11 protein-coding genes and 4 pseudogenes are annotated in these 12,925 nt (G+C 65.2%); 7 read left to right on the forward strand and 8 right to left on the reverse strand.

Features of this window, described 5'->3' with window-relative positions; translation table 11 throughout:
• Position 1: 1 nt before the first annotated feature.
• Positions 2-1,054 (reverse strand): annotated as a pseudogene (locus tag ACJ512_RS21100) (IS630 family transposase).
• A gap of 38 nt (positions 1,055-1,092) precedes the next feature.
• Positions 1,093-1,536: a helix-turn-helix domain-containing protein gene (locus tag ACJ512_RS21105; protein ID WP_461479831.1), complete on the reverse strand. Its 444-nt coding sequence runs from the start codon at positions 1,534-1,536 to the stop codon at positions 1,093-1,095.
• 231 nt (positions 1,537-1,767) lie between these two features.
• Between ACJ512_RS21105 and ACJ512_RS21110 the strand changes: the two genes are divergently transcribed.
• The 3 genes and pseudogenes from ACJ512_RS21110 to ACJ512_RS21120 all read left to right on the forward strand — a co-directional run.
• Positions 1,768-1,950 carry an antitoxin VbhA family protein gene (locus tag ACJ512_RS21110; protein ID WP_407688992.1) on the forward strand — a complete coding sequence of 61 codons (183 nt, stop codon included), beginning with the start codon at positions 1,768-1,770 and terminating at the stop codon, positions 1,948-1,950.
• 12 nt (positions 1,951-1,962) lie between these two features.
• Complete coding sequence (locus ACJ512_RS21115; RefSeq protein WP_407688993.1) at positions 1,963-2,601, forward strand: Fic/DOC family protein; 639 nt, start codon at positions 1,963-1,965, stop codon at positions 2,599-2,601.
• Positions 2,520-2,756, forward strand: a pseudogene (locus ACJ512_RS21120) (hypothetical protein); the annotation flags it as partial. The gene ACJ512_RS21115 and the pseudogene ACJ512_RS21120, both read left to right, overlap by 82 nt.
• 111 nt (positions 2,757-2,867) lie before the next feature.
• Here ACJ512_RS21120 and ACJ512_RS21125 read toward each other — a convergent pair.
• Positions 2,868-3,977, reverse strand: a complete 1,110-nt coding sequence (locus tag ACJ512_RS21125; protein WP_407688994.1) for a cystathionine gamma-lyase — start codon at positions 3,975-3,977, stop codon at positions 2,868-2,870.
• Between the two features lie 252 nt (positions 3,978-4,229).
• On the opposite strand from ACJ512_RS21125, the gene ACJ512_RS21130 reads away from it, so the two are divergent.
• The 4 genes from ACJ512_RS21130 (at position 4,230) to ACJ512_RS21145 (ending at position 8,629) form a co-directional block, all read left to right on the forward strand.
• Complete coding sequence (locus ACJ512_RS21130) at positions 4,230-4,991, forward strand: class I SAM-dependent methyltransferase (protein WP_407688995.1); 762 nt, start codon at positions 4,230-4,232, stop codon at positions 4,989-4,991.
• A gap of 297 nt (positions 4,992-5,288) precedes the next feature.
• Positions 5,289-6,734 (forward strand): FAD-dependent oxidoreductase, encoded by a 1,446-nt coding sequence (locus ACJ512_RS21135; RefSeq protein ID WP_407688996.1) that lies wholly within the window; start codon positions 5,289-5,291, stop codon positions 6,732-6,734.
• On the forward strand, positions 6,713-7,810 hold the full coding sequence (gene bioB, locus ACJ512_RS21140; RefSeq protein ID WP_407688997.1) for a biotin synthase BioB: 1,098 nt from the start codon (positions 6,713-6,715) through the stop codon (positions 7,808-7,810). The genes ACJ512_RS21135 and bioB overlap by 22 nt, the downstream gene beginning before the upstream one ends.
• Before the next feature lie 96 nt (positions 7,811-7,906).
• The gene (locus tag ACJ512_RS21145) at positions 7,907-8,629 is read left to right on the forward strand and encodes a maleylpyruvate isomerase N-terminal domain-containing protein (RefSeq protein WP_407688998.1); all 723 of its coding nucleotides are present in this window, start codon (positions 7,907-7,909) and stop codon (positions 8,627-8,629) included.
• A 107-nt stretch (positions 8,630-8,736) separates the two neighbouring features.
• Here ACJ512_RS21145 and ACJ512_RS21150 read toward each other — a convergent pair.
• The 5 genes and pseudogenes from ACJ512_RS21150 to ACJ512_RS21170 all read right to left on the reverse strand — a co-directional run.
• Positions 8,737-8,898: pseudogene (locus ACJ512_RS21150) on the reverse strand (hypothetical protein); the annotation flags it as partial.
• A 42-nt stretch (positions 8,899-8,940) separates the two neighbouring features.
• Positions 8,941-9,150: pseudogene (locus tag ACJ512_RS21155) on the reverse strand (hemerythrin domain-containing protein); the annotation flags it as partial.
• Between the two features lie 219 nt (positions 9,151-9,369).
• Positions 9,370-10,374, reverse strand: coding sequence for a glycoside hydrolase family 6 protein (locus ACJ512_RS21160; RefSeq protein ID WP_407688999.1), 1,005 nt, complete (start codon positions 10,372-10,374; stop codon positions 9,370-9,372).
• Positions 10,375-10,534: 160 nt separating this feature from the next.
• Positions 10,535-11,230: a TetR/AcrR family transcriptional regulator gene (locus ACJ512_RS21165; protein ID WP_407689000.1), complete on the reverse strand. Its 696-nt coding sequence runs from the start codon at positions 11,228-11,230 to the stop codon at positions 10,535-10,537.
• 704 nt (positions 11,231-11,934) lie between these two features.
• Positions 11,935-12,906: a hypothetical protein gene (locus ACJ512_RS21170; protein ID WP_407689001.1), complete on the reverse strand. Its 972-nt coding sequence runs from the start codon at positions 12,904-12,906 to the stop codon at positions 11,935-11,937.
• Between the last annotated feature and the right edge of the window lie 19 nt (positions 12,907-12,925).

Here is a 12,925-nt window from a genome sequence, read left to right on the forward strand (position 1 = left end):
GTCAGGCCGCGATGTAGGCCAAATTCGGGTCGCGGAAAAATCCCTGGACCAGGTGTGGGAGTCTCTGCAGTCGGCGTAACGCGTTGGTGGCCTTGTTCTTCAGGTCATCCTTGCTGGTGACGCCGGTCTTGCCGATGCGGTCGTGCTTGACGCTCTTCCACACCCACTAATCGGGGTTGAGCTCGGGCGAGTAGCCGGGCAGGAAGAACAGCTTGAGCCTGCCGCCGGTGGAGGCCACGAATTCCTTGGTGGCCCTGGCTCGGTGGCAGGGGTGGCCATCGACGATCAGGTAGACCGGGGCGGCGGCGTCGCGCAGCAGGCGCTTGCAGAACTCGATGAACACCGCCGAGTTGACCTTGCCGTCGTGGACCATGAATCGCAGCTTGCCCTGAGCACTCACAGCCGAGAGCATGTTGATGCTCCAGCGGGCGCCGGTGTTGGCCACCACCGGTGTGCGCCCGACCGGCGCCCAGGTGGTGCCCGAATGGTAGTCCGAGCGCACGCCGGCCTCGTCGGCGAAATAGATCGTCGCGCTCTCCCTTTTGGCGGCCTTACGAATCGTGGGGAATTGTTCGCGTTTCCATTGTTCGACCGCATCGGGGTCCTGCTGGTAGGCGCGATGCAGCGGTCGCTGCGGGGATAGGCCCATCGTGTGCAGCAGCCGGCCCACGCTGGCCTCGCTGAGGGTGATCGCGAACTCGCGGCGGATCAGCTCGGCGATCATCGAGCGGGTCCATAGGGCGAACCCGAACGACAGCTGGCGCGGATCGCTGCCCACGATCAACTCATATAGTCGCGAGAGCTGCTCCGGCACCAGCTTGGGCGGGCGACCCGGAACCGGTTTGGCCGCCAACGCGTCCTTGCCGCCGTCGCGGACCTTGGCCAGCCACCCGTAGACGGTGTTCTTGTGGAACCCCATTGTCACAGCGACCTTTTCGGGGTGCTCACCCGCCTCGACCTGCTCCACCGCCCGCTTCCGCAGCACTTCGAGCGTCTTGTGATCAAGCTTGCGGCCATCGTTATCGCGCACATACCTATTCTCGCCGAATATCATCGGCCAGCAGGTATTTTCGCTGGCATGTCTCGACTTACTTACGAACTCCTTAGTAAATGCGGTTTCAGCTCGAACTTGCGCCAGATCCGCCCGATCGTCGAGGGCGACAGGCCGCTGCGCTTTGCCATCGAGGTCCGCGACCAGTGTGTCGCGTTGGCCGGCTTGTGTTCCAGCGTCGTCACGATCACCTCTTCGACCTTGTCCAACAGGATCGACGGCGGGCGACCGGTACGCGGCTCGTCGACCAGCCCATCGAGCCGCTTGTCGACAAACCGGGTACGCCATTTGCCCACCGTGGGCTGTGACACACCCAATTTCGCGGCCACCGCCTTGTTGGACAAACCCTCGCCGCAGGCCAGGATGATCCGTGACCGCAACGCCAATGCCTGCGACGACTTCGGCCGCCGTGACCACCGAACCAGAGTCTCACGCTCCTCCTCGGTCAAGGCCAACTCCGCCGTCGGTCGCCCACGTGATGCCATACACGAATCATCCCATCCACCAACGTGATTCGTTGCGGAACGCCGCCGAAGCCCATCGATTACAATTATGTAACGAATTAATGGCGCAGGACACTAGTCACGGGCTTTCACTGTATCGAGTATCGCGTTGCTGGATCGTCAACAAGCGGAGTAACGCCACGGCTTTCGAGGCCGTGCCTCTCGTCAGTTACGTCGTCTATCCTAGGGGGACTGAATGAAGGTGGTGTCCAGGTGACCGGGCTACAGAAGGCCAAGCGCCGGGTCAAAGCCGTCCGCGCAATCCGCCGCAGCACCGAGCTCGAGGGTTCCCGCAGCACCAACGCCACGCGCGCCGACCAGGTCGCCTACGCGCTCGGCTCCATCACCGCCGCTGAACTACGCGACCGCGTCCGGCGCCGATACAACCTCCAGTAGCCGAGCTCGGGAGTGCAGCACCCCTGGGACACCGGCGATCCCGAGCAGAACTGGCGGGGCTATTTCATCCCTGGCACCAGCATCCTGAGAAACCGGGTCGGTGCCCAGACACCTGAAGCGCTGCGGGACGCGGAGAACGACCTCGTCGAGGCGCGTGTCATCGAACTCCGCGAAGCCCCCGGCCTTCTGGGTCACCGCACATACGATCTCGCCTACCTGCAAGCGCTCCACCGTCAGCTATTCCAGGACGTATACGTCTGGGCCGGAGAACTGCGGACCGTCGGCATCGAAAAGGGCGGCGAGCCTTTCTGCCCACCAGGCAGCATCGACCAGCCGATGACCCATGTCGCCGCTGACATTCACCGGCTCAACCAACTCAAGGATGTCCCCGAGGCAGATCTCGCATACACCGTCGCCTACTTGAACGACTACACGAACTTTGCCCATCCCTTCCGCGAGGGCAATGGCCGCACCACCCGCGAGTTCTTCGACCTCCTCCTCTCCGAACGCAGCGCCGGGCTCAACTGGCTGAACACCGACCTGACCGAGCTGCACAACGCATGCCACAGTGCGCGATCCGAATCCGACCTCCGAGGGCTCACCGCGATGTTCGCGAAAATTCTCGACAACGACCCTGCGTACGACTTTTGATTTCGATGAAACGAACCATGCGAGCCAGGCGGATTCAGCGCCGACTCGTCCGAGTGCTCACCCGCTACGGGCCAATGTCGGTACGGCTGCTATTCCTGTTCTTTGGTGTCGGGCCTGTTGCCGATGCGCTCGTCAATCACACTGCGCTGTGGTGAAGCACAATGCCGCTTCCTGCCCGAATCCTCATCAACGACCTCCGCTCACGCCGCAGTTTCATCCCTTCTGCTGTCGACCGACACGACGAACCTAACGCGTGGGTGTGGGAATCACAGGCAGGTGAGGGCGCGTTCGACGTCTGCCAGAAGGTCATCGGTGTCCTCGATGCCCAATGAGATGCGCGCGAATCCGTCCGCCACGGGGTCTCCCCAGCGGGCACGGCGATCGACGGAGGTGTGGATGCCGCCGAAGCTCGTCGCCGCGATGAGCAGTTCGCTCCCCCGCACAAGGGCATGCACGGCGGCGGCGTCGGCCAGCTCGACAGACACCAGGCCACCGAAGCTGCGCATCTGCGCCGCGGCCACGGGATGCGCGGGATCGTTGGGAAGCCCCGGGTAGCGCACCGCTTGCACACTCGGATGGTCCCGCAGCATCGTCGCCAGCGCCTGCGCGTTGTGACATTGGCGCTCGAAGCGCAATCCGGCGCTACCCAGGCTGCGCAGCACCAGCCAGGCCTCGAACGCGCCCAAGATCGCTCCGGCAAGCAGCCGTTGACGTTCGATGGCGGCGAGCAGTTCCGAATCGTTGGTGGCCACGTAGCCGGCCAGCAGGTCGCTGTGACCGGACAGGCCCTTGGTGGCGCTGGCCACCACGAGGTCGGCACCCAGTGCCAGCGGCTGCTGGCCCAGCGGCGTGGCGGTCGTGTTGTCCACGATCAGGCGCGCGCCCCGGCGATGGCAGGCCCTCGCCAGCTGCTGCAGATCGACAACATCGAGTCCCGGGTTGGTGGGAGTCTCAGCCAGCACCACGTCGGCACCTGCCGCGGCATCGCAGATCTGTGCACTGGCCACCTCCTCAACCGTGACTCCAACGGGCACAAGGTATTCAGCCGCATAGCGGCGCACCTGGTAGTAACCGTCGGCCGGCAGCACCAATACCGCCCCCGGCTTGGTCAGTGCGCACAATGCGGCGCTGATAGCCGCCATCCCTGAGCTGAACACCAACGCGCCGGCCGACACCTCGAGCTCGGCGAGCGCCGATTCCAGGTGCCGCCAGGTCGGATTGGAGCTGCGGCCGTAGGCATCGAGGTCCGCGGCGTCGTCATTCGCCAGGTGGAAGGTCGCGGCCAGCACTGCGGGCGGCGCCACCGGATGACCCGGGAAGGCCTGCGCACTCACGGCTTTGACGCTGCGAGTCGAATCACCAAACCGGGCGCTCATCGGCACCTGGACCGCAGTGGCGAATCCGTTCGGCGGCGTCCGGCTGCGCCGGTACCCGCGCTCGGCTGCGCGGTCAGGTCGAAATCGCCCCGCCCAATGGTGATCACCATCGCTACATCATGCTCGTGCGCACCGGCCTGCCGCATCAGGTTTGCCATCACGTCGACTGAGGCTCCGCGAAAACGACGGGCGACAACAATCCGGCCGTGATTGCCCTGGCGGAACGCACGGACGTGCGCCAGGCTGGAACCGATGGTTGCCTACGACCGGATCGGCAGTAGCTATCGCGCAACGCGGCGGCCCGACCCGCGCATCGCCGCCCAAATCCGTGCCGCACTCGCCACGATGAGCACCGTGCTCAACGTCGGGGCCGGAACGGGCTCCTATGAACCGCCCCAGACCGTCGCCGCCGTCGAGCCCAGCATGGTGATGATCAATCAACGTCCGCCGGAATCCGCTCCGGGCATACAGGCCAGCGCCGAAGCCCTGCCGTTGCGAGACAAGTGTGTTGACGCCGCGATGGCAATACTGACAGTGCATCACTGGAACGACCTCGCAGCCGGCATCGACGAACTGCACCGAGTCACCCGCGATCGAATCGTGGTGCTTACGTGGGACCAAACGGTGACCCGTAACTTCTGGTTGCTGCGCGAATACCTGCCCGAGGCCACCCGTATCAGCGACGAACTGTCCGTGCCGATCGAACGCCTCGTAGAGCTGTTGGGGGGCGCAGAGGTGCAGACGGTTCCGGTGCCCCACGACTGCACCGACGGGTTCGGGGCCGCCTTCTGGCGACGCCCAGCCGCCTACCTGGACCCCACCGTGCGCGCCGGCATGTCCATGCTCGCTTACGCACGCGAGCCCGCCCTGACCGAGGGACTAACCCGGCTGGCGGACGACCTGCACTCCGGACATTGGCATGACCGACATGCGGACCTGGTGCACAAAGATCAGCTCGACGCCGGCTACCGCCTCCTGATCAGCCACAACGATCGAGTGCGGTCCCGGTCGTGAAACCATCCCGCCGACGAGACGGGTCACCTCAGGCATCCGCACACGTCAACATCGTCGGGCGGGCGTGACGGATCAAACACCGGCAGAACTCGTTGCTTCCAACCACACGCTTCCGCGGACCTGTTCCGCGAACGTCCAAGAACCTTATTTTTGTCTTAACTTTTCCTTACTTTTCTTATTTTTTGGTGTAGCGTCTTCCGTCATGGGCTTGCTCGAGCCGCGCGATCGCGGGGTCTGGTGGCCGCCATGCCGCACCTGCGCCGGTCAGCGATCTCCCGTAGCGAAAGGGGCCGTAATGTGAGCGAGATCGGTGAGCACGCTGTGGTGTTGGGTGCCGGGATTGCGGGTCTCCTTGCCGCGAAAGCGCTTTCAGAGTTCTACGACTCGGTGACCGTGGTGGAGCGCGACAGGTTGACAGGCCACCCGAGCGAACGCAAGGGTGCGCCGCAGGACCGACATCTCCACAATTTCTTGGGTCGCGGCATCCAGGTGTTGGCGGAATTGTTTCCCGGTCTGCTCGACGAGCTGGCCGCAGCCGGAGCGGTGGTCGTCGACGACGGCGACTTGTCGCGGTTCTACACGCGCGTGGGCCACTGCGAGTTGAAACGCTCGGGCAGGTTGGCCGAGCCGGCAGCGTTGACACTGTGTCTGGCCACCCGACCATTTGTGGAATTCCACGTGCGCCGACACGTGATGACCCTGCCCAATGTGACGGTCAGAGACGGCCACGACGTCGTCGAACCAGTTGCTGGCGGCGACGCAATCACCGGGGCGCGAATCATCAACCGTGACAACGGCGTAGTAACAACATTGGATGCCGACCTGGTGGTCGATGCACTGGGCCGCGGCGCACGCACTCCGGCGTTTCTGGAAGGTCTGGGGTACGGCCGCCCGACCGAGACGCGATCCACCACGGCGCTGGGCTATTCCAGTCAACGGTTCCGTCTGCCCCACGGCCGCATCGACGAACAATTGGTCGCGACCAATCAAGGCCTCGGCCGGCCTGGGGCGTTGCTGATGGCGTGCGAGCACGACACCTGGATGCTGGCCGTCGCCCGGTCTACCGGGCACGGCGGCGCACCGCCCGACTTCGCGACCATGCTCGACGTGGCCGCCGAAACCTTACCCAGGTCAATCTCGGACGTGTTGCGCCGCGCCGATCCTGTCGGGAGGATCGCCATGTTGCGTAACCCGGCCGCGGTGTGGCGCCGCTACGACCGGATGCCGAAATTCCCGCGTGGATTATTGGTGGTCGGAGACGCACTGTGCAGCCTGAACCCCGTCTACGGGCAAGGCATGACCATGGCCGCACTGCAAGCTATTGCGCTGCGCAACTGCCTGCATGGCGGCGATCGCGACCTGGCCCGGCGCTTCTTTGACGCCGCCGCCGCCGACATCGGCCCCACGTGGACCCGCAACCAGGCCAACGACCGCGTCCCGTCGCCCTCCAGCAGACAATCATTGCGCCACAGACTGATGCGTCGAACAGTCAAGGCCACGCTGATCTCCGCCACCTATGACATCACCGTGACCGAACGCCTACTGCGCGTCGTTCACCTCATCGATCCGCCGTCCCGACTGACCGACCCCGCGCTGCTGCCACGCATCCTCGCCGCCAACCTTCGCCACCTTTTCACGCAGGTCAGAAACAGCCGCGGTAAGGCATCGGTCGATCCCGACCGGCGATCCGCACTGATCGACAACCGACGAGGAGGAAGCCCATGCAGGACCCAGCAGTCGTGACAACTACGGGGTTCGACCGACGATTGTCGACGATCACCGCCACGGCGCTGCACCGGCGGCCGGTCGATCGCGACGATTTGTTGGCGGTGTTGGCAAGCAGCGACGACGACCTGCTCGATGTCATCGCCGCGGCCGCACGGGTACGGCGTAAATTCTTCGGGCGTCGCGTCAAATTGAACTATCTGGTGAACATGAAGTCCGGTCTGTGCCCCGAGGATTGCGGCTATTGTTCACAACGGAGCGGGTCGACCACCGATATCTTGAAATACTCCTGGATCACCGCCGATGAAGCCGCCCGCCACGCCCAGTGCGCGATCGATGCCGGTGCCAACCGCGTCTGCCTGGTTGCCGCGGGCCGCGGGCCGGGTGACCGCGATATCGAGCGGATCGCCGACACCGTCGCCGCCATCAACAATTCGGCCCCATCGGTGGAAGTGTGTGTCTGTCTGGGGTTGCTCAAAGACGGGCAGGCCGAACGGCTGCTGGCGGCCGGCGCCGACGCCTACAACCACAACCTCAACACCAGCACCGGCAACTACGCCCGGATCTGCTCGACCCACACCTTCGACGACCGGACCGCCACCGTGGCCGCCGCTAAAACCGCTGGGCTCTCGCCATGTTCGGGCGCCATCGTTGGTATGGGCGAATCCGACGAGGACATCGTCGATGTCGCGTTGACTCTACGTGACCTGCAACCGGACTCGGTGCCGGTGAATTTCCTCATCCCGTTCGAGGGCACACCACTGGGCGGGCAGTGGGCGCTGACCCCGCTACGCTGCCTGCGCATCCTGGCGATGTTCCGGTTCGCCTTCCCCGACGTCGAGGTCAGGGTCGCCGGCGGACGCGAAATTCACCTGCGGAACCTCCAGCCGCTGGCTTTACATCTGGCGAATTCGATGTTCCTCGGGGACTACCTCACCAGCCAAGGACAACCCGGCCACGCCGATCGGGCGATGATCGCCGACGCCGGCTTCGTGATCGAGGGCTGCGACCAGCAGACGGAGGCCGCGCACCACCGCGACCTCGTCGTCGCCCGCCACCGCGGTGCAGGCACCACCATACCCGCCAACACGTAAATCCTGAACATGCCCGAAAGAAGGTCAAATAAGTTGCCCAGCAATGAATTCCAGGAGGGATCGTCTCGGTCCCACACCTGCCGACCACCGCAGCTGTTGCCGATCTCCGACGCCGCGGCGGCCTACCGCCTCGTCTGCAGACGCATCGACGGGCTGATCCGCAGCCGCGCTGAGGTTGCCGACCTGACCGTGCCGGCCTGTCCCGGCTGGACCATCCGCCAGACAGTTGCTCACCTTGCCGGCGTCGCCCAAGACGTCGTTTCCCTCAACATGGAGGAAAAGGCCGCCACCTCATGGACCAAGGCGCAGGTCGATCGCCTCGGCGGGACCAGCATCGACGATCTACTCGACCTGTGGGAGCAGCTGATCGACGCGGTGAGTGCCAGGCTCGATCTGGCCCCCCAGGCATCCGCAAGCCAGCTTGTCTTCGATACCCTCACCCACGAGCATGACATTCGCGGCGCGCTGGCTGAAAGCGGTTCCCGAACTCCAGATCTCACATTCGAGGTGGCACTGGGCTTCCTGACCACGATGGGCGACCGAATTTACCGAGAGGCAGGGCTGCCGGCGCTCCAGTTGACCACCCCCACCACCGGTTCGGTACAGCTCGGCGACCCACAGACCGCGCCAGGTCAACTCGCGCTCGATATCTCTGATTTCGAGGCACTGCGCGCCTTCGGCGGACGACGTAGTATCCGGCAACTGATGGCACTTCCCTGGCGCGGAGACCCGACACACCTGCTGCCCGCCTTCACGCATTCGCTGCCTGCCGCCAGCAACGGCGGCATCCGACCACCGTCCGACGACCTCCTGGAATGATCGAGACGTAACCGCCACAGCGTCACGCCGATGTGGGCCATCTCGGCGCGGCCCCGTTCGTGGAGCCCGGAGACCGCGTCGTCGACCAACATGACGCGGTAGTCGCGCTCGCTGGCTTGATAGAGCGCGGTGCGTGGGCAATTCGGAAAGTTGCATCCGGCGACCACCACGGTGTCGACGTCATTGTCACGGAGATGGTCGTCGAGGGCCGTGCCGAAGAAGGCGCCCCACCGATTCCATCCTGTCGGGTTGGAGCCTGGCACGGCCACGGTCGACCAATGCCGCCCCCGAGGCCAGCATTCCTCGTTCGCCGTGAACTTGCTCAGGTCAGAGATGCCGAGGCTTTTTCCGATGTCGGCGAGTTTGTCGACCATCCCCTCGAAGCCGGCCGGACCGAACCGCCGATGTTCCTCCTCTTCGGAAATCTCAGCCAGGTGGCGAAACTCCGCGGCGGGCAACACCTCACACACCGGGAAAACGACTGTGTCTTCGCGTGCCTCATGGGGCTCATTCATCCGGATATCGAGCCGATCCACGGCACCCGGATTGAGTTCCCGACAAGAAGGGGTGGACGGACGCGCTCGCCGGGTCTACGAGGTCACCGACTCCGGGCAGCCGGCGCTGGCCGGGGAGCGTGCCGCGCTCGCCGAATTGGCCTCCGAGATCCTCGGCCACCGGGAGGAGTCATCGCCAGCGATTTCCCCGCATTGGCGCAGCGACTCGGCACCGGCGGTGCAGGGCTACTGGCCCGCGTTGTGGGCCAGGTCGATGGCGTACTGGTTCACGAACGTGCCCGCCGGCGGGTCGCCTTTGTCGCAGGTCCCGTCGGATTCGCCGGGACGTTTGATCCACAGGTAGGCGTCGGCGTGCGCGCCGCCGGTGGCCGCGGTCGGCGGAGCGCCCAGCGCCCGGCCGCTGGGGTTGCACCAGTTCAACTTGGAGTCGGGCGCCGGCCCGGCGCCGTTGCGCGAGGTGTCGATCACGTAGTGCGAACCGTTCGTGAGCCCCGAGATCGCCTCGCCGTAGCCGATCTCGTCCTCGGTGGTGAAGAAGTTCGCAGTGTTGAGGCTGAAGCCCCGCGCGTGCCCGACGCCGGCCTGGTTGAGTCTGGCGGCCATGTCCTCGGCGCTGTGCCAGCGCAGGTGGCCGCCGTCGACATACACGGCCGTGCCCGGATTGCGGCCCAGCGTGTCGACGGCGTAGCGGATCAAGTCGTAGCGCTCCTGGCGCTGGTCGGCCGGCAGGCAGTCGGCCATGGCCAAAGCATCCGGCTCGAGGATGACCGCCGTCCGCGAGGCGCCCACGTCGGAGGCGATGCCGTCGATCCAGGCGCGGTAGGCGTCGCCCGTCGCGAAGCCCCCCGCGGCGAAGCTGCCGCAGTCGCGGTGCGGGATTCCGTAAAGCGTCAGCACCGGGAGTGCGCCGGCAGCCTGCGCGTCACCGGTGTACTTGGCGACCGTGGCCGCTGAGCCGCCCGGGACGATCCAGTACGCCTGCGGCGTGTTGGCGATTGCGGTCAGCTCGGCGCTCGGCGGATCGGCGTGCTGCGCTGCTCGCATGGCCGCCGAGCCGGGATTGACGTAGAGGGGCATGCCGGCGAACGGGTTGGCGTCGTCGACGAGGCGCACCGCCGGCACCGGACCGACCGGCCCCTCGTGATCGAGAACACCCAGGACGGAAACGGCCGCAACCGTGAGGAGGGGCGCCATCCACTGCGCGACGACACCAGCAGCTGAGAACATCACCTTAGGGAAATTAGTGCTCCAAAGCAGTCAGCGCCAATCCCCGCGGGGTGGCGGTGGCCCGTACGGCGCTTTCGGGATCAGAGTCGAGGTAGCTGCGGCCTGGGTCGAACAAATGCCCGATCCCGCCGTGGGCGGCTTCCGGACTGTCGACCGCACCGCCCTACCAAGAGGTCGAGCTGTTGGTGGCCCGTCGGGCCGCACCGCAACTGTAGCTCCGCCCTTCCGGCAGCGCAGTCATCACCTGAGGGCGAATACCGGTCATAAGCGGCTGTACAGCAGGGTGTTTGGGATATCCGAGCGCGCATTCGAATGCGCGAGTGCACATTTCGGTGAGCTCGATTCGGGTGATCTTCTGCGCTTGGACCCATTTCACACACGCTGCGCGAACGAAACCCAACCATCCCTCCACGGCAATCTCGGTGACATCGCGTGGACGGCCCTCGCCGGCAAGCTTGTCGATCAGGCGTTGGCCGACGACATTCAGCTCATTGTTGATGATCGCCTGGATCGTCGGGTCATCCGATAGCGCGCCACGGTTGATCGCGATCGCCTCAAAAGGATGATCGGCGAAATACTGGATGTGGGCCTCGAGCCCCGCGGCGAGCTGTTCTGCGAGCGGCAGGCCCGGATCGGGGTTGGCCCGCGCCAGCAATCGGTTGCTCGCACGGGTGAATATCGCCACGTACAAGTCTCGCTTGCTCGGAAAGTAGTGATAGAGCAGCGCTCTCGACACACCGGCGCGCGCGGCGATGTCCTCCACGAAGACCTCTTCATACGGTTTCTCCGCGAACATCGCGGCCCCGACATCGAGCAACTGTTGGCGTCGCTGCTGCGGCTCGAGTCGGCTTCGTGTCATGCGCCGATGATAGTGGACACATGTTGCTTAAGCCAACTAAACACGTTATTAGACAACACTTCAACAGTCAGATTCCTGATTTATCAACATATTTGCCCGGCGCGAACGACCCTTGCCCTCGGATCAGTCCGCGTTGCAGTGGAATTGGCCGAATTTGACGGCTCCAACGGTCGATCCGGTCGTTGCACAGTGGCTGATGACGAAGCGGCGGGACGAACTCGCGGTACTCCCATGTCGGCGAGTAACTTATCGAGACTTGCCACCTGCCAGGGGTCTTGAACACAAGGTTCCGGTCCACTCGGGGGTTGCTCCGTGAAATTGCCCGGCGAGAGCGCACCGCCGGCCGCGAAGCATGCCAGGCACCGTCGCCGGTGCTTGACCAAGTCAAGCCAGCCAGGACCGACGCGGATCGGCTCGCCTGCACCAAAGTGGGTAATTCCGGCTCATGGCCGGTGCCATCGAGCGCCGTGCACGCAGCACGCGGCGGAGCGTCTTGTCGTCGCCGATGCTCACGCTGAACGGCTACGTCGCCTTTGCCTTGCCCCGTACGGTGACCGCGCTGGGCGTGTCGCTACTTGCGGTCCTGGCGGCGGTTCACGCCTACGTCTGGGCAACGCGACCGGCACTGCCACAGTACTTCCTCGTATACAGCGCCGCGCTCGTCGCCGGCCGCGTGATCGCGGCAGGCGCCATGGTCTGGGGCGTCAATCGGCGTGCACCGCGAATCGGCTGGTACCTCGGCGACGTGGCCAGCCTGGCATTTCTCGTCGCCTATCTGGCAACCCGGATGCGTCGGGACGATCCGCGAGGTCGGGACGGGCCAGTTTGAACCGCTCGATCAGTGGCGACAGCTCTCTGAGTTCATCACACAGCGACTGGAAGCGGCGCTTGTCGTCGTCGGTGAGCAGGCCGGCCGAACTGTAGTGGGCGATGCGCGGCAGCCGCCCCGCGAGAGCCGTGCCCCACCGCACGCTGAGGTCGTAGACGCCAAAATCGCCGAATTGGTCTCGGCCGCTGTCACACTCACCGAGTTCCTTGAGCCGTTCCATCTGCTCGGTCAGGAACGCCACGCCGTCGTCGATGCCGACCGGCGCCGGGTTCTTCGCTGCCCCGTTCATGTCGTCCTCCTTCACAGGCGCGGCTTTGCCACGCTGATCACGTAGGGCTGGCCTCGCAGCGTCAGGTACACCCTCTCGGGGCCGACTGCCATGCCCGACAACGGGCGCCGCGGCGACCTGCCCGGCAGGCAGCGCCGCCCGGTAGTCGACGGTGCGGACGACCGGGATTGCCCCGTTCGGGTAACCGATGAAGCTCGCCGTCTCGAGCACCGTCAGATCGTGGTCGGTGGCCGCGTAGATGCGGGTGTCGTCGGTCCCCAGGTATCGGATCGGCGACGAAAGTTGGGCGCGGCCGAGCACTTCCATGCCGCTGCCGCTGCGCTGCGATGGGTGTCGAGCGCGTAGAGGACGATCACCATCGCGGGCGGCGACGTAGCTGCGCTTCACCTGGGTCCCGTCCCCGGCGGCGGCACCGACGTCCATGGTGAACGAGCCGCGCTTCTCGGGCGGCGACGACGGGTCTTGGTAGTAGCGGATCCCGGAGGGCCCGTACAGGTGATAGTCGATGGCGCGGTCGCGGTTCGCGCCCTCGATCGTTTCGGCCGGCCCGCCGGTCACCGTGGCGATCGGCAGCTGC

The organism is Mycobacterium cajalii (assembly GCF_045809005.2).
In the GTDB taxonomy this organism is placed as follows: Bacteria; Actinomycetota; Actinomycetes; order Mycobacteriales; family Mycobacteriaceae; genus Mycobacterium.

What these genes read in the sequence shown, in the direction of transcription:
- ACJ512_RS21105 (WP_461479831.1), bottom strand. Translation starts at nt 1,536, where the DNA reads ATGGCATCACGTGGGCGACCGACGGCGGAGTTGGCCTTGACCGAGGAG.
- ACJ512_RS21125 (WP_407688994.1), bottom strand. Translation starts at nt 3,977, where the DNA reads ATGAGCGCCCGGTTTGGTGATTCGACTCGCAGCGTCAAAGCCGTGAGT.
- ACJ512_RS21130 (WP_407688995.1), top strand. Translation starts at nt 4,230, where the DNA reads ATGGTTGCCTACGACCGGATCGGCAGTAGCTATCGCGCAACGCGGCGG.
- bioB (WP_407688997.1), top strand. Translation starts at nt 6,713, where the DNA reads ATGCAGGACCCAGCAGTCGTGACAACTACGGGGTTCGACCGACGATTG.
- ACJ512_RS21165 (WP_407689000.1), bottom strand. Translation starts at nt 11,230, where the DNA reads ATGACACGAAGCCGACTCGAGCCGCAGCAGCGACGCCAACAGTTGCTC.